Below are 18,245 nucleotides of genomic sequence, written 5' to 3' on the forward strand. Positions count from 1 at the left end.
CTGTGGAAGACGTTTCAGACCAATACCGGCCGCACGCAAGAGATCACCTACTCGGAATTCTCCCAGCTCGTCGAGCAGGGTGACGTCTCCGAGCTGACCCTGCGCGGCAAGGAAGTCGAAGGCACCTACGTCGAGGGCGCCAACCCCGACGACCGCACCGACGGCTTCCGCCTGCAGCTGCCCTTCGAGGCCGACTCCGAATTCATCGACGGCCTGCAGGAAGCCAACGTCAAGGTCACCGCCGACGAGGCCAAGGACAACGTGCTGGGCATGTTGTTGTTCAACTTCGGCCCCATCATCCTCATCGTCGCGCTGTGGATCTTCTTCATGCGCCAGATGCAGAGCGGCGGCAACAAGGCCCTCTCCTTCGGCAAGAGCAAAGCCAAGTTGCTCAACGCCACCGGCAAGAAGGTGACCTTCAAAGACGTCGCCGGAGTCGAAGAGGCCAAGGAAGAGCTGTCGGAGATCGTCGAATTCCTCAAGGAGCCGCAGAAATTCCAGAAGCTCGGCGGCCGCATTCCCAAGGGCGTGCTGCTCATGGGCCCGCCGGGCACCGGCAAAACCCTCCTTGCCCGCGCCATCGCCGGCGAGGCCAACGTGCCGTTCTTCTCCATCTCCGGCTCCGACTTCGTCGAGATGTTCGTCGGCGTCGGCGCCAGCCGGGTCCGCGACCTCTTCGAACAGGGCAAGAAGAACGCCCCGTGCATCATCTTCATCGACGAGATCGACGCCGTCGGCCGCCACCGCGGCGCCGGCCTCGGCGGCGGGCACGACGAGCGCGAGCAGACCCTCAACCAGCTGTTGGTGGAGATGGACGGCTTCGAGACCTCCGAGGGCGTCATCCTCATCGCCGCCACCAACCGCCCCGACGTCCTCGACCCGGCGCTGCTGCGCCCCGGCCGCTTCGACCGCCGGGTGGTGGTGGACCGCCCGGACATCAACGGCCGCCTGGGCATCCTGCGGGTGCACGTGCGGGACATTCCCATCTCCGACGACGTCGAGCTGGGGGTCATCGCCCGTGGCACTCCGGGCTTCGCCGGTGCCGATTTGGCCAATCTGGTCAACGAGGCAGCCCTCATCGCCGCCCGCCGCAACAAGAAGGCGGTGGAGATGGCGGACTTCGAGTTCGCCAAGGACAAGGTCCTCATGGGCGTCGAGCGCAAGACCATGATGCTCACCGAAGAGGAGCGCCTGGTCACCGCCTACCACGAGGCCGGCCACGCCCTGGTTGCGGCCTTTGTCGAGACCGCCGATCCGCTGCATAAGGTCACCATCATCCCCCGCGGCCGCGCTCTCGGCGTCACCATGCAGCTGCCGACGGAGGACAAATACACCTACAAGCAGCGCTACGTGGAGTCGCGGCTGGCCATCCTCATGGGCGGCCGGGTTGCGGAGGAGCTGACCCAGGAGGACATCACCACCGGCGCCGGCAACGACATCGAGCAGGCCACCGATCTGGCTCGCCGCATGGTCTGCGAGTGGGGCATGTCGGAGCTTGGTCCCCTGGCCTTCGGCAACAAGGACGAGCCGGTCTTCCTGGGCCGCGAGATGGCCACCCGCAGCGACTACAGCGAGGAAACCGCCATCCGCATCGACCAGGAGGTCCAGCGGCTCGTGCGCGAGTCCTACGAGCGGGCCACCCACATCCTCACCACCCACCGGGAGGTGCTGGAGGAGCTTTCCCAGCAGCTGCTGGAGAAAGAGACCATGGACGGCCGCGAGGTCTACGAGCTGATCCAGAAGATGACCGGCGAGGACCGCTTCCCGGTGCTGCCGGAGGAGCCCCTGGCGACGGAGCCCGAAGACACCGCAAAGGATGGCGACGCGGAGCCAGGGGCCGAAGCCAGTGGAGATGTCAGTGGAGAACCCAGCTCTGATGAAGAGCGGAGCGCCTCCGGCGACGGCACCAACGGCGCTCCGCGCAGCGAGGACGCCGAAGCCCCCGAGGCCGCGCCGGACGGCGAGGACGAGGCGCCCCCCGAGCCGGTGAGCGCCGGCCACGGCGGGCAGCGGGCCCAGCGCTCGAAGGTCCAAGAAGGAGGCCTCGCTTCCTCCGAGGAGCCCTCATGAGCCGCCACCGGGCCCCAATCCACCGCCTGGAGCTCTCCATCCAGTACCCCTGAGCCGTCCATCCATGCCCGCCCCCCCCGCCACCTCCACCGCCCCCCGGTCCCTCGACCTACCGGGGGGCCGACGGCTTTCCCTGGGGCGCCGGCCGCGGGTGATGGGCATCGTCAACATCACCCCCGACTCCTTCAGCGACGGAGGCCTGTGGCTGGCTCCCGAGCGCGCCGTGGCCCACGGCCTCGAGCTGCTGGAGCAGGGCGCCGACCTCCTCGACCTGGGCGCTGAATCCACCCGCCCCGGCGGCGGCGTCTACGGCGACGGCGCCAGTGAGGTCCCAGCCCAGGAGGAGATGGACCGACTCCTGCCGGTGCTCGAAGCCCTGCGACGGGAAACCGACGCTCCTCTCTCCGTCGACACCCGCAAAGGCGCCGTGGCCCGCGCCGCCTTGAACGCCGGCGCCGACCTGATCAACGACATCAGCCTGCTCTCCGACGACGACCTGGCGCGAGCCGCCGGCGCCGCCGACTGTCCCCTCGTCCTGATGCACAGCCGGGGTGAGATCTCGGAGATGCAAAAGACGATCTCCTTCCGGGACCTGCTGCGGGAAGTCACCGCGGAGCTCTCCGATGCCGTCGAGCGAGCGGGAACCCTGGGGGTGCGGCGGGAGCAAATCGTGGTCGATCCCGGCATCGGCTTCGGCAAGACCTACCGCCAGAACCTCGAGCTCATCCGCCACGCCGGCCACTTCCAGCGTGAGCTGGGGCTGCCGGTGCTCTTGGGGGCCAGCCGCAAGAGCTTCATCGGGCATTTCATCGCCCCCCAGGCCGAGACTCCGCCCCCGCCGGCCCGTCGCCTCGCCGGCAGCCTCGCCACCGTCGCCTGGGCCAGCCGCACCGGCGCCGCCATGGTGCGGGTCCACGACGTGGGTGAGACGGTCGATTTCCAGCGAGTCTGGCACGCCCTCGAAGACCTTCCCGCCGAAGACCTCGAACCTTCCCGGGAGCCAGGCTCATGACCTTCGCCGACTTCTGGAGCCAGGTCACCCTGCGCGACGCCGTCGACATCCTGGTGGTGGCGGCGATCCTCTACAACCTGCTGCTGCTGGTGCGCCGCACCCGTGCGGTGCAAATGCTCCTGGGCTTGGGCTTCCTCATCATCCTCTTCGGCGTCGCCGAGCTCTTCGAGCTGCCCGCCCTACAAACGGTGCTGGGGAACCTGCCCATTTTGCTGCCGGTGGCGGTCATCGTGCTCTTCCAATCGGAGATCCGCCGCGCCCTCGCCAGCGTCGGCCGCAACCCCTTCTGGGGCATGAGCAAACAGGAGAACGTCGCCCCCACCTTCGACGAGGTGGTGCTGGCGGCCACCACCCTCGCCTCCCGGCGCATCGGCGCCCTCATCGTCTTCGAGCGTGAGGAAGGCCTGCGCAACTACGTGGAGAACGGCATCGAGCTCGACGCCCGCCTCACCTTCGACCTGCTGATGACCATCTTCATCCCCACTACCCCGCTCCACGACGGCGCCGTCATCCTCCAGGACGACCGCATTGCCGCCGCCGCCTGCTTCCTGCCCTTGACCCCGAACCCGGAGCTGTCCAAGGAGTACGGCACCCGCCACCGGGCGGCCCTGGGCATCTCCGAAGAGACCGACGCGGTGGCGGTGGTGGTGTCGGAGGAGAAGGGCCGCATCTCCCTGGCGGTGGACGGGCGGATGATTCCGGACCTCGACTCCAAGAGCCTCCGCAACGAGCTCTACTTCCACCTGGTGACCACCCTCTACCCTCAGGGCCAGCGGAGGAGGGTGGCGTGAAGGAGAAGAATCAGCGCTGGATCCTCAAGCTGATTTCCGTCGTCCTGGCCTTCGCCCTGTGGCTGGCGGTGTCGGTGGAGCGGCTGGGCAATATCAGCCAGCGGGTGGTCAGCGCCTCGGTGACCTACAACTACCCCGAGCACCTGGTGCTGCTGGAGCCCCTCTCCTCCGTCGACATCCGGGTCAAGGGCAAGGAGAGCGCCGTCACCACTCTCAACCCGCTGATGGTGGGTCTGGTGATGGACGTCGCCAACGCCGATGTCGGCGTCATGGAAGTGCGGGTGGGGGCGGAGAATGTCTTCCTGCCGGAGGATCTGGAGGTGGTCTCCATCAACCCCAGCATCATCCCGCTGCAATTCGACCTCATCGACACGGTGCAGCGCCCGGTGCTGGTGGAGCTCGAAGGCGAGCCCGCCGCCGGCGCCAAGCTCCTCGAATGGCGCGTCGACCCCGAGGAGGTCAGCATCACCGGCCCCAGCACCATCCTGGAGCAGTACCGCTCCCTGGAAACCGAGCCGGTGGACCTCGACGGCCACGCCCTCTCATTCCAGGAAAGCGTCTCCCTGCGCCCCATCAACCCCCTCCTCTCCACCCGCCCGGTGCGCGTCCAGGTCTCCGTAGAGCTCCAACCACCCCCCAGCCCCACCACCATCCTGGAAGAAATCCAGCCGCAGGAGATCACGCCTCAGTAGGTGCTTTGGGGGGGTGCACCGGCTCCTAGCCGAGAAAGCCCCCCATCTGAGAGAATGGCCCGTCTGAACGAGGGACTTGCCCCGAGCAGGCCTTCCGGCTGCCATTCCCAGCGCTCACAGTTTGCCGAGAGTCGACCTCTCGCGTTCCAGTATCGACCAAGGATCCAACCTGTCCATGACCAGTCCCAAGCCCGCTCCCCGACTCTTCGGCACCGACGGCATCCGCGGTGTCTTCGGCCAGGCGCCCCTCCATCGCCCCACCGTCACCGCCGTCGGCTACCGCGTCGGCCACCTGCTCGCTCAGCAAGATTCCACCCCCCTGGTGGTCCTCGGCGGTGACACCCGCGACAGCACCCCGATCCTCTGCCAATGGCTCATCGCCGGTCTTCAGGCCGCCGGCGCCCGGGTGCGCTATGCCGGCATCCTCCCCACCCCCGGCGTCGCCCACCTCACCCGCACCACCGACGCCGCCGCGGGCATCGTCGTCTCCGCCAGCCACAATCCCCACCCCGACAACGGCATCAAGCTCATCGACATCGAGGGCTTCAAATGGACCCGTGACGCCGAAGCGGAGGTGGAAGCCGGCCTCGAAGCCGCCCGGGAGCACCTCGCAGCCGAGGGCCTCTTCGCCGACGACGTCCCCCTCACCCCCCTCGACCTCGACTCGAAAGCACCCTCCAACTACCTGCGCCACCTCGAAGACTCCGCTACCCAGGACAAGGACCAGCCCCTCACCGGCCTGCGCCTCGCCCTCGACACCTCCCACGGCGCCGCCTCCGCCTTCGCCGCCCCTCTGTTCGAAGATCTCGGCGCCACCGTCACCGTGCTCTACGACCAACCCGACGGCCAGAACATCAACCAAGGCTGCGGCTCCACCCACCCAGAGGCGCTCCAGCGGCACGTCGCCGAGGGCACTTACCACCTGGGCATCGCCTTCGACGGCGACGCCGACCGCGCTCTGCTGGTGGACGAGGCCGGCGCTCTGCGGGACGGCGACGCCATGCTCTACCTCTGGGCTCGCCACCTCAAGGAGCAGGGCCACCTCGAGCCCCCGCGCATCGTCGCCACCACCATGAGCAACCTCGGCCTTGAACGAGCCCTGGAAGCCCGCGGCATCGCCCTCGAACGCTGCGGCGTCGGCGACCGTGAGGTGGTGGAAACCCTCCGCGCTCAGAAACTCCTTCTCGGCGGCGAGCAAAGCGGCCACATCGTCCACCTCGGCCTCGCCAGCACCGGCGACGGCCTCCTCACCGCCGTCCAGCTCGCCCTCCTCCTCGCCGAGGACCTCGACACCCCCCTCAGCCAGCGGCTCCAGACCTTCCAGCGCTTCCCCCAGGTCCTGCTCAACGTCCGCGTGCAGCAGAAGATCCCCTTCGACCAACTCCCCACCGTCACCGCCGCCGCCGAGAAGGTCGAGCAAGCCCTCGGCCAACAAGGCCGCCTCCTCCTCCGCTACAGCGGCACCGAACCCCTGGCCCGGGTGATGATCGAGGGGGCGGATGAGGCGCAGATTCACGCCCTGGCGGAAGAGCTGGCGGAGGTGCTTCGGGGGGAGCTGGGGTAGCTTGGCCGGAGTTTCAGACCCCGGCAAGTAGCCAGCCCCGGGAGTAGCAAGACCTGGGAGTAGCAAGACCTGGGAGTAGCAAGACCTGGGAGTAGCAAGACCTGGGAGCGCCGGCTTCTAGCCGGCCCTCTGCGCCCAAGAAGAGTGCCCCCGCCCTCCCATCAGAGCCGGCTAGAAGCCGACGCTCCCAGGGGGGAAGTCCTCTCGATCCCAGGGACGAGCTGCCGCCAAAGAAGCTGATCTAGCGCTCGATCTCCAACTCCGCCTGGGGCAAGGCCTCTTCCTCCGGCTGGCGGTGGATGACCATCGTGCCCTGGATGGGAAGGAGGGTGCGGTGGCGGTTCTCGCCGAGTTTGAGATTGACTTCGTAATAGCCCTGGGGGTCGATGCGCAGAAGGGTGGCGTTGCTGCCCTTGAGGCCCAGGCCGGCGTTGTGGATCATCACTTCGGTTGGCAGCTCCATCACCACTCACTCCTCTACGTAGCCTTGTTCCTTGTAATCCTTCAGCTTGCGCTGCAGCGTTCGCAGCCCGATGCCCAAGAGCTTGGCGGCGTCGGCGCGGTGGCCGCCGGTGCGCTCCAGAGTTTCTAGAATCGCCTGGCGCTCGATCTCGTCCATGGTGCGGGGGGTGCCGTGGGCGATTTGCACCGGCCCACCGGGGGTGAGGGCGGGGCCGGAAGCCTCGCGGATCTCCTTGGGCAGATCCTCCACCTGGATCTCGTCGCCGCGGTGGAAGATCACCACCGACTCGAGAATGTTGCGCAGCTCGCGCACGTTGCCGGGCCAGGGGTGGCGGCAGAGAGCGTCGAGAGCGGCCTGCGAGATGGGGACCGGCTCCTTGCCGTGCTCCTCGAAGAATTGCTTGAGGAAATGCTCCGACAGCAGCGGGATGTCCTCGGGGCGATCCCGCAGCGGCGGGATGAAGAGGGTCACCACCTTGAGGCGGTAGTAGAGATCCTGGCGGAAGCGCTCCTCTTCGACCTCTTTGTCCAGGTCGCGGTTGGTGGCGGCGATGAGCCGGAAGTCGACGTCGATGAGATCGGTGCCGCCGACCCGCATGATCTGGCGCTCTTCGAGCACCCGCAGGAGCTTGACCTGGAGCTCCGGAACCAGCTCGCTGATCTCGTCCAAGAAGAGGGTGCCGCGGTGGGCGAGCTCGAATTTGCCGATCTTGCGCGCCACGGCGCCGGTGAAGGCACCGCGCTCGTGGCCGAAGAGCTCGCTCTCCAGGATGTCGTTGGGGATGGCGCCGCAGTTGATGGCCAGGAAGCGTTCGTCCCGCCGCGGGCTGTTCTGATGCAGAGCGGTGGCCACCAGCTCCTTGCCGGTGCCGCTCTCGCCGACGATGAGCACGCTGGAGCGGGTGGGAGCGACGGTGCGGATCTGCTCGAAGAGATGCTCCATGGGAGCGGAGGCGCCGATAATGCTCTCGAAGCCGTACTTCTTGTCGAGCATCTGCCGCAGGTTGGAAACCTCTTCCTTGAGCTGCTTGCGCTCCATCAGGTTCATCACCCGCTGCCGCAGCTCGTAGAGCTCCACCGGCTTGGTGAGATAGTCGTCGGCGCCGACCCGCATGGCCTCCACGGCGCTCTCGATGGAACCGAAGCCGGTGACCAGGATCACTCCCAGGTCGTACTCTCGGTCGCGGATCTCGTTGAGGAAGGAGATGCCGTCCATACCGGGCATCTTGAGATCGCACACCACCACCCGGGCGCCGTCCCGTTGTTCCAGGTATTCCAGCGCCTTGCGGGCATCGTCGAATGTGCGTACGGTCAAACCGGCCTTCTCGATGGCGATGGCCATGGACTCGCGGGAGCCCGTCTCGTCATCGATGACCAGGACTTGGGGTATTTCTGCCATGGCGGGCCATTTTGGCACAAGGGGAGCGGATACACTAGGGCCTTCGTGAGACAACCCGTGCAGCACCCCCGCTCTGATTCCCGACCCAGCGCCGCCGCCGACACCACCGTCGAGGGGGTGCTGGAGTCGGTGGTGTTCTCCAATCCGGAGAATGGCTGGAGCGTGCTCAAAATCGCCGTCCCCGGGCGCCGGGGCCAGGTGACGGTGGTGGGCGAGGTTTTGGGCGTGCAGCCGGGAGAGAATCTGCGCTTCTCCGGCCGCTGGGAGCAGGACCGCAAATGGGGCGAGCGCTTCCGCGCCACCGCCTTCAAACCGGTGCGGCCGGCCACCACCGAGGGCATCGAGCGCTATCTCGGCTCGGGGCTCATCGAGGGCATCGGCAAGAAGATGGCCAAGCGGTTGGTGAAGACCTTCGGGTTGGGCACCCTGGAGGTCATCGAGCAACACCCGGAGCGGCTGCGGCGGGTGCCGGGCATCGGGCCCAAGCGCAGCCAGCAGATTCTCGAAGCCTGGCAGGAGCAGCGGCACATCCAGCGGGTGATGGTCTTTCTGCAAAGCCACGGCATCCAGACCAGCCACGCGGTGCGCATCTTCAAGACCTACGGCGCCGAGGCGGAGGAAAAGGTCACGGAGAACCCCTACCGGCTGGCGGAGGAGGTCTTCGGCATCGGCTTCAAGAGCGCCGACCGCATCGCTCACAACTTGGGAATCCCCAAGGACTCGCCGCGGCGGGCGGAGGCCGGCGTGCTCCACGTGCTGCGGCAGAGCAGCGACCAGGGCCACGTCTTTCTGCCCCGGGGCCAGCTGACGGCCCTCACCGCCGAGCTCTTGGAGGTCGACGAGGACGGCATTCGCAGCGCCATCGACGAGCTGGTGGCGGACGGGCGGCTGGTATCCGAGGAGCTGCCGGAAAGCGCCGACACGGCCCTCTTCACCGCCGCCCACCACGCCGCGGAAACCGCCCTGGCGGCGCGGGTAGGGCAGCTCCTGAGCGCCCCGTCGCGGCTGCCGGACGTGGATGTGGAGAAGGCCATCGAATGGTTCGAAGGGCGGGAAAAGCTACAGCTGGCACCGCAGCAGCGGGAAGCCATCGGCCGCGCTCTGGAAGCGGCGGTGCTGGTGATCACCGGCGGCCCGGGCACCGGCAAGACCACCCTGCTGCGGGGGATCGTGGAGATCCTCGCCGCCAAGGGCGCCCGCATCCTCCTCGCCGCCCCCACCGGCCGCGCCGCCCGGCGCCTGGCGGAAGCCACCGGCCGCGACGCCCGCACGGTGCACCGCATGCTCGAATACGATCCCCGCTCCCACAGCTTCGCCCGCGGACCGGACCTGCCCCTGGACGCCGACCTGGTGATCGTCGACGAAGCCTCCATGCTGGATCTGGCACTGGCCCGCAGCACCTTGGCGGCGGTGCCACTGGGAGCTCGGGTGGTGTTGGTGGGGGACGTGGACCAGCTCCCCTCGGTAGGACCGGGGCGGGTGCTGTCGGATTGCATCACCAGCGGCGCGGTGCCGGTGGTGCGGCTGACGGAGATTTTCCGCCAGGCGGCGGAGAGCCGCATCGTCACCAACGCCCACCGCATCAACCACGGCGAGCCGCCGGTGGTGGAACCGGGGGACGATCCCGCCGCCTCGGACTTTTTCTTCTTTCAGCGCAATGAGCCGGAGGAGGTGGAGGACACCCTCATCCACCTGATCACCGAACGCATCCCGCGAGGCTTCGGGTTCGACCCGCTGACGGAGATCCAGGTGCTCTCCCCCATGAACCGCGGCCTGCTCGGCGTCTACAACCTCAACCATCGACTCCAGGCCTGTCTCAACCCCCGGGGCAAGGCCCTGGGGAGGAGCGGTCCGATTCAGAATCCTTCGAATCAAAACCCTCCTCCCAATTCCGGCGGGACCAACTCCAACCGACCAATGCTGCGCATCGGGGACAAGGTGATGCAGGTGCGCAACAACTACGACCTGGACGTCTTCAACGGCGACGTGGGGCGCATCGAGTCGGTGGATGAGGATCAGCAGCTGGTGAAGGTGCGCTTCGGCGACCGCCTGGTGCTCTACGGCTACGGCGACCTGGACGAGCTGGTGCCCGCCTATGCCTGTTCGATCCACAAGAGCCAGGGCAGCGAGTACCCCTGCGTGGTGGTGCCGCTGCACACCCAGCACTACCGCATGCTCCAGCGCAACCTGCTCTACACCGCCCTCACCCGCGCCGAGAAACTCGCCGTGCTGGTCGGCCAGCCCCGCGCCCTCCAAGTCGCCGTCCGCAACCAAGACACCCGCCGGCGGTTCACGCGGTTGGCGGAACGGCTGCGGCAGTTGCATTGAAAGCCTCCCCCTGATCCCATTTGGAGCACTTTCTCGCGATGTTGGTATCGAGGAGTGTCCTGGTTGGAAGCGAGCGAGGACTCCGAGGCGCGCGACGCAGTCACGAGCTGATGCGGAGAAACGCGTGGAGCTGTTTGAGCGCCAGCGAGTTCTCCACGCGCCGCGGCAGCTCGCCCGACTGCGTCGGCCAGCAGCGCCGAGGCCCGAGCGACCTCCAACCAGGACACGGCCCGCAAGACAACCTCGCCCCGGCTTCGTAGACTGCTAGGATCCCCCATCATGAACCGCGACGACTTCCAGCACTTCGAGCCCATGCCCGTCCGCTGGGCGGATATGGACGCCTTCGGCCACGTCAACAACGCCGTCTACTTCACCTACTGCGAGAGCGCCCGCATGGGCCTCTTCGAACAGCTGAACCTGGAAGGCCTGCGCGAGCACCCGCACCACGGCCCGGCGCTGGTCCACGCCTCCTGCGACTTCCATCGCCAGGTCCACCACCCCGCGGAGCTGGATGTGGGGGTTCGGGTGATCGAGGTGGGGCGGCGGAGCTTCAACCTGGAGTACGGCATCTTCCTCCACGGGGAGGAAACCCTGGTGGCGGAGGGCAAATCGGCGGTGGTGTGGGTCGACTACGACGCCAGCCGCGCGGTGCCCATGCCCGCGGGGCTGCGGGATGCGCTCCAGGAGGCGATGGGGGAGTAGAAGCCTGCTAGACTGAAAGCTTCCCGAACTCACCGACTCCGACTTCGCGAGGCTTGCTATGACCCGTTCTTTCTCTCTCCGCCAACCCCTCGCCCACGGCCTTCTCATTTTCGCCGCCTTTGCAGGCTGCATCCTCCCGGCCGCCGCCGCGGAGTTCACCCTCGGCAACCTGCTGGTGACCTTCGAAGACAACCTCTACGAATTCACCCCCGCAGGCAGCCAGGTGCAGCTGCTGGCCATCGACGGGGTGACCGAGGAAGCTCGCGAGCTGGTGCTCGAGCGCAGAGGGCTCTTGGGAATCTACAACGGCACCCTCACCCCCAAGCTCAGCCTGCTGGAGCCCGCCTCGGTGATGTGGGCCGATACAACCTTGGCTGGCTGGAGCACGGTGAACAATGTCAGCTACGGCGGCCTGGCGGCCTATCGCCACTACATGTTCGCCACCGACATGACCACCCCCGATCCCGGTGGGCCGCGGGGGCTGGTGCGCTTCGACATCAGCACCGGCGGCGCCCAACGATTCGCCGACGCCGAATACATCGACGTCACCCTGGGCTTCGACCGCCGGCTCTACGCGCTGGTCGACGACGAGGAGACCGTCGACATCTTCGATCCCGAGACGATGAGCTCGCTGGGCACCATCACCCTCGCCATCGACGTCCGAGGCATCGCAGTGAACGCCGACGGAGACATCTTCGGGGCATCCTGGGACGGCAACCTCTACCGCTACTCCAGCGCCGGTGCGCTGACGGATTTCCACGACACCGGTATCGACAACCTCACCGACATCGACCTCGATCGGAACGGCGACCTGGTCGCCGGCTCGCGGTTCGGCGAAGTGATTCTCAGCGACGAAGCGCTGGACTCCAGCACCAACTTCGACCTCACCGCCGCTCCCGGCGGCGGGCAGCAGACCTTCGTCGCCTTCGTCACCGATCCGCGGATCTTCGGCGACGGCTTCGAGGGAGGGGACCCGACGATGTGGAGCCGGGTGGTGAGCGACGGGTCGGAGATCTGACGGTCTAAGCGACTGAACTGCTGCGTCCCCGCAGCACCGCCCGCGCCACCGGCACCGCCAGCAGCAGGGCGAATCCGGCGGCGAGGGCCAGCAGGAATTCTTCCGACACCGGGGGCAGGGCCAGCACCTTGCCCGCCGCCCCCGCCAGCTGCCGCGCTCCCAGCACCAGCGTCACCCACACCACCGCTGCCATCAGCGCGTTGGCCCAGGGGCCGTTGAGGCCCCGCTCCCCCATCAGCCGGCGGTCGTTCACCGCCACCAGCAGGAAGACCGCCACCAGCGGCAGCAACAAGCCGTTGAAGGCCTGGGCCAGGATGATCGCGGGAACGGGCCGGACGCCGGAGAGCCCCGAAGCCAGCCCCACCGCCAGCACCAGGCCCCAGACGCCGCGGAAGCGCGCCGAGGTCGGCGACCAGGCGGGGTCCTCTGCGTCAGAGAAGAGCGAGCGAGCGGTGATGGCCGCCGCCAACGGAGCGGTGACGGCGGAAGTCAGCCCGGCGGCGAAGAGACCCACCGCCAGCAACCAGCGGCCGCCGGGAAAGCGGCCGTCGAGGACCTCGGCGAGCTGCGGGAAGGAGAACTCCCCGGTCACCACCGTGCCTACCACCACCACCGCCATGGAGATCAGCCCGCCCAAGACCACCGCCACCGCCAGGCCGGAGCGCATCTCCCCCAGGCTCTGGCCACGGGCCAGGCCCGAGCCTAGGAAGAGGTTGTAGGGCACCACCGTCGTACCCACCAGCGCCAGTACCACCACCCCCGAACCCGCCGGCAGCGCGGGCATCAGCAGGCCCCGCAGCAGCTCCGGCAGCGGCGGCGCCAGCACCACCGCGGTGATCACGAAGGCCGCTCCCATCACCGCCACCAGCAGACCCATGAGCCGGGCGATGAGAGACGGCCGGCCGGACCACAGCAGCGCCACCGCCCCCAAACCGATGGCCAGCACCAGCCAGGGCGTCGCCACCGCCACCCCCAGCTGCGCCCCCACCACCGCGCCGAGGATATTGCCCGCCTCGTAGCTGGCACAGCCCAACACCACCGCCCCGAGCACCACCACCAGCACCGCCGCTCCTCCCAGACCACCGTGGTAGCGCTGCCGCAGCGCCTGCCCCAGGTCCAGCCCCGACACCGCCGTCAGCCGCGCCGCCGCCTCCTGGAGCACCAGGCAGGCGACGGTGGAGAACGCCAGGGCCCACAGCAGCCGCAGCCCGAAGCCATGCCCCGCCGACGCCGCCGTGGTCACCGTTCCCGGCCCGATGAAGGCCGCCGCGATGACCGACCAGAAAAGAATGTTTAGCAGACGGCTCATAGCTTCCCTCCATAAAAAAACGCCGCCGGCCATTGTAGCCGGCGGCGAGTCGGAGAGAGGCCGCCCGGAGGAGTGTTGGGCAGGCCTAGCCCCGGGGCTTGTCGTCCTCCGAGGAGGGCTTGGTACCGTCATCCTCGGGCAGGTCCGGAGGTTCCTCGTCGGAAACAGGCTCGTCGGAAGCCACCTCGTCGTCCGTGGCAGGCTCCTCGTCCGTGGCGGAAGCTTCGTCCGCAGAGGAGTCTTCCTCCAAGGATTGCTCGAACTCCCGCTCCAGCTCGTCTTCCGACGGCAAGTCGTCGAGGGCGGTGTCGTCCCAGGTGGCATCGTCCGGCGGCGGCTCGGAGGCCATCGGTGGCGGTGGGGGCGGCGGGACCGGTGGTAGAGCCGCCGCACCGGTGACCCGGGGCGACCCGTCGAAGACGCTCATCAAGAGCGCGCCGGTGCCGACGCTCCAGGCCACGAAATTGACCATGAAGCCGAAGACGATTAACGTGATGGCCGGCAGGAAGAGAGGCCAACCCCCGAGGTTCAACAGGTCACCCAAGAGCTCCCATCCGCGAATCAGGGCGACTCCCAGCAGTGCGGTGAGGAAGGCGTTGGCGAGGGGCCAGTTGAATCTCCGGCCGGCAGCCTCTCCTACTCGAAGCGATACCGCGCTATAGCCCACCAGAGCCATCAAGACCAGCGCCAGGGGCACCAGGATCGCCAGGATGATAGCGATGGGGATGCCGATGATGGTGATCACCAGGATCACCAGCACAATGGCGAAGATGGGGATCAGGAAGAGCAGCAGGAGCAGCGACGCGATGCCTACCAGCCCGGCTTTCCAGGGCTCGGCGGCGGCGACGCGGCCGATGCGCTGCACCGGATCCTTGGCCACCACCACCACCAACCCCACCAGCAGGGCCATGAAGATGGCCCACGCGAGGTTGCCGCCGAAAGTAGCCGCGCGGGCGAAAATCCCCTGCGGCCAGTACACCCGCACTTCCGGATCCCAGTCGTCGAGATGCAGCCAATCCCCGAAGTCGAGATCGAAGCGGCCCCAATTCATGGCCACCTCGGAGACCTCGCCAAAAACCTTGGCGCCATCCTCGCGCTCCACCTCGCCGCCGACGCTGGTCACATCGCCCTGCACCTCGGCGGTTTCCTCCAGGTAGACCGAGCCACCGACGGCGGCGACATCGCCGAGCACTTTGCCGCGGATGCGCACCGGGCCGCCGATGGAGACGGCGGATTCCAACACTTCGCCATCGATGGTCAAGGGGCCACCGATGACCACCGCCTCCTCGGCGATTTCGTCGTCGCGGATGGTGAGGGGCTGGCCGATGGAGGAGCGGGCCTCGGAGCTGGTGGTTCGACGCTCCGGACGGCGATCTGCACGGGGCTCGTCATCCCAGGAGCGTTCCTCCACGGTGGACTCTTCGGTGGGAGAATCTTCGAGCTGCAGCTCGTCGTCCGCTACGACCTCCTCCTCCGGGGAGACCTCCGCTACGGCAGCCGATTCCGCAGCCTCCGGTTCCTCGGCGACGAGGGTTCCAGCGGCGGGGCTTCCGGCGACGGGGGGAGGCTCCGGGGCCTCGACGACGGGGGGAGCGGTGGCGGCGCCGGCCGGCTCGAAGCCGAAGAGGGCCCGGCGCTCCTGGGGGCTCCGGCGCCACAGCTCGAGGACTACCGGCGCCGCATCCTGCAACCAGGAGCGCACCACGTCCTCGGAGACCGAGGCACCGTTGATGGCCAGCTCGCCGCCGCGCATCTCGATGCTGCGCACTCCGTTGAGGCTGGAGAGGGGCACCAGGGCCACGCCGTCCTCCAGGGGTAGTACCTGGAAGAGCTCCTCGACCCGCTCGACCACCGCAGGGCGCTCGCCAGCTCCCTGAGCAGCGACTCCCTGGGCAGCGGCAGCGGAAGCGAGGGCGAGCAGGAGCAGAACCACCAGCGTCCCCAGGGACCAGGGATTGACGGGCTGCGCCCATCTCATGGCCTCGGCCCGTAAACGAGTTTGACGGAATCGATCAGGCCGGTTCCGCATGACCGCTCCTTCCCGGTTCGACGATCCAATCGGTGAGCAGCCGGAAGGCCGCCAAGGTGAGCAGGGAGAAGGTTCCGAAGAGTAGGAGAGCGCTCGGGGTCAGGGCCGCCCGCAGAGTCAACCCACCGATCTCGGCGATCTTCTCGAGAATCGCCAGCCCCCCGGTCAGGCCGCCGGCTACCGCTCCCGCCAGCCCGCTGGCGGCGGTGGAGACGGTGGTGGGGGTCACGGTTTCGGCGACGGCGATGACGGCCCCCGGCAGAAGAGAGGCGAGGCCTCCCACCACCAGGAAGCAGACCGCGACGGCCCAGCGGACCCACCGGCGGCTGAACCAGTCCGTGGCGGGGGTCATGCCGGCGCTACGCAGCACGCGGCGGGGGAAGTCTTCCGGCAAAGCGGGAGTCGGCAGGAGCTGGAAGACGCCGCGCAGGGCGGCTTCCGCCTCCAACCACTGGCGCGAGGACTCCGCCACGAGCCAGCGCCGGACTTGCTGCTGGAGCCGAGGGTCCGCCGACGGCGCTCCTCCCGACACCTTGGCGGCCGAAACCTCGGCGGGCGAGGTGTTACGACCGCGATGCGTGGGGGTCGAGCCAGTGTTCGTGTGATCAGTGCTCATGCCGAAACCTCCTCATACAGCCCTGCCTACGGTACAAGAGGAAAGGGTGTTTCGCCTGCTTGGATCTACTTTCTTCAGGTCTCACTTCACGTCTCATGACAGTGTTCTTTCTAGGGGTTCTTTCTCGGGGCTTTTTCTCAAGCTTCCGCGGCCAGCGCTCCAGGGCTCCAGCCTTCCTCGGAGAGGATCTCCGCCAGCTGTCGCCGGGAGCGGTGGATATGGGTTTTGACCGTGCCCATGGGGAGATCCAGAATCTCGGCGATCTCTTGGTAGGCCAGGCCTTCCTGATAGCGCAGCACGACGATCTCTCGATACTCCGGACGCAGCTGATCGAGGGCGGCCTCGATGGCTTCCGCCAGGTCTCCCATGGAGGCCCGATGCTCCGGGCTCTCAGCGTGGGGATCGGCCCATTGGCTGCGCCGGTCCGGGGCTTCGTCCTCCCCGGGTTCCAGGGGCACGGTGTCCAGGCTGCGGCGTCGTAGGTGGTCCAAGGTGGTGTTGTGGGCGATTTTGAACAACCAGCTCGCGAGCTTGCGGCTGGGGTCGAAGGTGGCGAGGGCTCGAAAGGCCTTGATGAAGCTCTCTTGGGTCAAATCTTCCGCCAGCTGAGGATCTCGGACCATGCGCAGGACGACGGTAAACACCGGTCGCTGATAGCGCACCACGATGTCGTGGTAAGCCTCCTGCGAGCCTTCTAGGGCACGTCCCACCAGCTCGGCGTCTGAAATCGTCTTGCCTCCCGAATTCGTTCTTGAGTCTCCCGGCGCTTCCGGGATGTATGAGCCTACGGCGCGGCGAAAAAAGATGTTTCGCCGGTTTCTCTACGGTCGCCGAACCGGCCCCGGTCCAGGGGAGCCGGAAGAGGGCGGGACGTCGCCGAGGCGGCTGGTATGATCCCGCTGCCGCGAGCCCGGTGATCCGAACCCGTAGCCTGCCAGGCTTCGATTCTGGAGCTTGATACCGAGCATACCTCCAAGCAGCCGCCCCGGTGGGCTCCCCGCGCCTCCCTGCCGAACGACATTCCATGCCGCATCACCGACCGAGAGGACTCGACCCGTGAACCAGCGTCTCGAAACCGCCATCGCCACCGCCACCCGAGCAAGCCATCTGGCCCGCGGAGTCCGCTCCGCATGGATCGGCGAAGGCCCTCCGGAGCAGCAAGCCCCAAAGAAGGGAGCGCCAGAGAAGAGAGCACTAGACAAACAGGATCGCTCCCCGGTGACCATCGCCGACTTCGCGGTCCAGAGCCTGGTGAGCCTTGACCTGGAGCGCCACCTGCCCGGTGACGTCATCCTGGGCGAGGAGAGCGCCGGTGCGCTGCGCCAGGAGGATCATCGGGAGGTGCGGGATGGGGTGGTGTCCGCGGTGCAGGAGTTTCATCCAGAGGCGGGGATGGAGGAGGTGCTGCGAGCCATCGACCGCTGCTCCGCCGATGCCGGAGATCAGGGAGCGTTCTGGGCGCTGGATCCCATCGACGGCACCAAGGGATTTCTCCGCGGCGGTCAGTACGCCGTGGCGCTGGCGCTGATCGAGAACGGCGAGGTCCAGCTGGGAGTGTTGGGCTGCCCGTATCTGCCGCTGGATCCGGCGGAGCCCAACGGCCGCCGGGGCTGCGTGCTGGCAGCGCAACGGGGCGGCGGCACCCGTCTCTACGACCTCGACGGCAATCTCCGGGGCGAGGTGTCGGTCAGCTCTCAGGAGGATCCGGCGGGGGCGGTATTCTGCGAGTCGGTGGAGGCCGCCCATTCGGCCCACGACCTCCACGCCCGCATCGCCGGCCGCCTGGGCGTGACAGCGCCGCCGGTGCGCATGGATTCGCAGTGCAAGTATGCCGCTCTGGCCCGCGGCGAGGGCTCGATCTATCTGCGCCTGCCGCGCAAGGCCGGCTATGAAGAGAAGATCTGGGACCACGCCGCCGGCGCCATGGTGATCGAGGAGGCCGGCGGCCGGGTCACCGACGCCCACGGCCGGGACCTGGATTTCGGCGCCGGCAAGACCCTGCGCCACAACATCGGCATCGTGGCTAGCAACGGCCGCTTCCACCAGCAGATCATCGAGGCGGTAGCGGCGGAAGCGGATCTTCCGAAGTGACGAGTCACTGCTAGGCCGCGCCGGGCGCCTCCCAGCTCCGCTCTAGGAGCTTGCTGAAAAACCCGCGTCGCGCTCCGAACGGCTCTTTTCGGCCGAATCTTCGTTGTCGAACCTCGACGATTCCCGAATCGCCTGCGGTTCTCCGCCTTGATTCTGCTCGAA

15 protein-coding genes are annotated in these 18,245 nt (G+C 67.7%); 9 read left to right on the plus strand and 6 right to left on the minus strand.

Going from position 1 to position 18,245, the window contains the following annotated elements; all coding sequences use genetic code 11:
- From ftsH to glmM, 5 genes are all read left to right on the plus strand, one after another.
- Complete coding sequence (gene ftsH, locus SX243_18215; protein ID MDY7094912.1) at positions 1 to 2,070, plus strand: ATP-dependent zinc metalloprotease FtsH; 2,070 nt, start codon at positions 1 to 3, stop codon at positions 2,068 to 2,070.
- A gap of 64 nt (positions 2,071 to 2,134) precedes the next feature.
- A complete protein-coding gene (gene folP / locus SX243_18220) occupies positions 2,135 to 3,082 on the plus strand; it encodes a dihydropteroate synthase (protein MDY7094913.1) in 948 nt (315 codons plus the stop codon).
- Positions 3,079 to 3,873: a diadenylate cyclase CdaA gene (gene cdaA, locus SX243_18225; GenBank protein ID MDY7094914.1), complete on the plus strand. Its 795-nt coding sequence runs from the start codon at positions 3,079 to 3,081 to the stop codon at positions 3,871 to 3,873. Before folP ends, cdaA begins: the two co-directional genes overlap by 4 nt.
- Entirely contained in the window at positions 3,870 to 4,565 is a 696-nt protein-coding gene (locus SX243_18230; GenBank protein MDY7094915.1) for a CdaR family protein, read from the plus strand. Before cdaA ends, SX243_18230 begins: the two co-directional genes overlap by 4 nt.
- Positions 4,566 to 4,740: 175 nt before the next feature.
- The gene (gene glmM, locus SX243_18235; protein MDY7094916.1) at positions 4,741 to 6,129 is read left to right on the plus strand and encodes a phosphoglucosamine mutase; all 1,389 of its coding nucleotides are present in this window, start codon (positions 4,741 to 4,743) and stop codon (positions 6,127 to 6,129) included.
- A 241-nt stretch (positions 6,130 to 6,370) separates the two neighbouring features.
- On the opposite strand, the gene SX243_18240 is transcribed toward glmM, so the two are convergent.
- Together SX243_18240 and SX243_18245 are read right to left on the minus strand one after the other, a co-directional pair.
- Entirely contained in the window at positions 6,371 to 6,592 is a 222-nt protein-coding gene (locus SX243_18240) for a hypothetical protein (GenBank protein MDY7094917.1), read from the minus strand.
- Positions 6,593 to 6,598: 6 nt separating this feature from the next.
- Positions 6,599 to 7,990 (minus strand): sigma-54 dependent transcriptional regulator, encoded by a 1,392-nt coding sequence (locus SX243_18245; GenBank protein MDY7094918.1) that lies wholly within the window; start codon positions 7,988 to 7,990, stop codon positions 6,599 to 6,601.
- A 57-nt stretch (positions 7,991 to 8,047) separates the two neighbouring features.
- Between SX243_18245 and SX243_18250 the strand changes: the two genes are divergently transcribed.
- The 3 genes from SX243_18250 (at position 8,048) to SX243_18260 (ending at position 12,038) form a co-directional block, all read left to right on the plus strand.
- Positions 8,048 to 10,318: an ATP-dependent RecD-like DNA helicase gene (locus SX243_18250; protein MDY7094919.1), complete on the plus strand. Its 2,271-nt coding sequence runs from the start codon at positions 8,048 to 8,050 to the stop codon at positions 10,316 to 10,318.
- A 279-nt stretch (positions 10,319 to 10,597) separates the two neighbouring features.
- On the plus strand, positions 10,598 to 11,020 hold the full coding sequence (locus SX243_18255) for a thioesterase family protein (protein ID MDY7094920.1): 423 nt from the start codon (positions 10,598 to 10,600) through the stop codon (positions 11,018 to 11,020).
- 58 nt (positions 11,021 to 11,078) lie between these two features.
- Positions 11,079 to 12,038 (plus strand): hypothetical protein, encoded by a 960-nt coding sequence (locus SX243_18260; GenBank protein MDY7094921.1) that lies wholly within the window; start codon positions 11,079 to 11,081, stop codon positions 12,036 to 12,038.
- A 4-nt stretch (positions 12,039 to 12,042) separates the two neighbouring features.
- On the opposite strand, the gene SX243_18265 is transcribed toward SX243_18260, so the two are convergent.
- From SX243_18265 to SX243_18280, 4 genes are all read right to left on the minus strand, one after another.
- Positions 12,043 to 13,347 (minus strand): divalent metal cation transporter, encoded by a 1,305-nt coding sequence (locus SX243_18265; GenBank protein ID MDY7094922.1) that lies wholly within the window; start codon positions 13,345 to 13,347, stop codon positions 12,043 to 12,045.
- A gap of 85 nt (positions 13,348 to 13,432) precedes the next feature.
- The gene (locus tag SX243_18270; protein MDY7094923.1) at positions 13,433 to 15,325 is read right to left on the minus strand and encodes a hypothetical protein; all 1,893 of its coding nucleotides are present in this window, start codon (positions 15,323 to 15,325) and stop codon (positions 13,433 to 13,435) included.
- Between the two features lie 34 nt (positions 15,326 to 15,359).
- Complete coding sequence (locus SX243_18275) at positions 15,360 to 15,992, minus strand: hypothetical protein (GenBank protein ID MDY7094924.1); 633 nt, start codon at positions 15,990 to 15,992, stop codon at positions 15,360 to 15,362.
- Positions 15,993 to 16,129: 137 nt separating this feature from the next.
- Entirely contained in the window at positions 16,130 to 16,702 is a 573-nt protein-coding gene (locus SX243_18280; protein ID MDY7094925.1) for a sigma-70 family RNA polymerase sigma factor, read from the minus strand.
- Between the two features lie 346 nt (positions 16,703 to 17,048).
- Between SX243_18280 and SX243_18285 the strand changes: the two genes are divergently transcribed.
- The gene (locus SX243_18285; protein ID MDY7094926.1) at positions 17,049 to 18,083 is read left to right on the plus strand and encodes a 3'(2'),5'-bisphosphate nucleotidase; all 1,035 of its coding nucleotides are present in this window, start codon (positions 17,049 to 17,051) and stop codon (positions 18,081 to 18,083) included.
- Positions 18,084 to 18,245 lie beyond the last annotated feature (162 nt).

The sequence above is a fragment of the Acidobacteriota bacterium genome, from assembly GCA_034211275.1.
In the GTDB taxonomy this organism is placed as follows: domain Bacteria; phylum Acidobacteriota; class Thermoanaerobaculia; order Multivoradales; family JAHZIX01; genus JAGQSE01.

Excerpts from the sequence above, each read along its gene's own strand:
- SX243_18240 (MDY7094917.1), bottom strand. The coding sequence starts at position 6,592 with ATGGAGCTGCCAACCGAAGTGATGATCCACAACGCCGGCCTGGGCCTC.
- SX243_18275 (MDY7094924.1), bottom strand. The coding sequence starts at position 15,992 with ATGAGCACTGATCACACGAACACTGGCTCGACCCCCACGCATCGCGGT.
- SX243_18265 (MDY7094922.1), bottom strand. The coding sequence starts at position 13,347 with ATGAGCCGTCTGCTAAACATTCTTTTCTGGTCGGTCATCGCGGCGGCC.
- SX243_18255 (MDY7094920.1), top strand. The coding sequence starts at position 10,598 with ATGAACCGCGACGACTTCCAGCACTTCGAGCCCATGCCCGTCCGCTGG.
- SX243_18260 (MDY7094921.1), top strand. The coding sequence starts at position 11,079 with ATGACCCGTTCTTTCTCTCTCCGCCAACCCCTCGCCCACGGCCTTCTC.
- cdaA (MDY7094914.1), top strand. The coding sequence starts at position 3,079 with ATGACCTTCGCCGACTTCTGGAGCCAGGTCACCCTGCGCGACGCCGTC.
- glmM (MDY7094916.1), top strand. The coding sequence starts at position 4,741 with ATGACCAGTCCCAAGCCCGCTCCCCGACTCTTCGGCACCGACGGCATC.
- SX243_18270 (MDY7094923.1), bottom strand. The coding sequence starts at position 15,325 with ATGAGATGGGCGCAGCCCGTCAATCCCTGGTCCCTGGGGACGCTGGTG.
- folP (MDY7094913.1), top strand. The coding sequence starts at position 2,135 with ATGCCCGCCCCCCCCGCCACCTCCACCGCCCCCCGGTCCCTCGACCTA.
- SX243_18245 (MDY7094918.1), bottom strand. The coding sequence starts at position 7,990 with ATGGCAGAAATACCCCAAGTCCTGGTCATCGATGACGAGACGGGCTCC.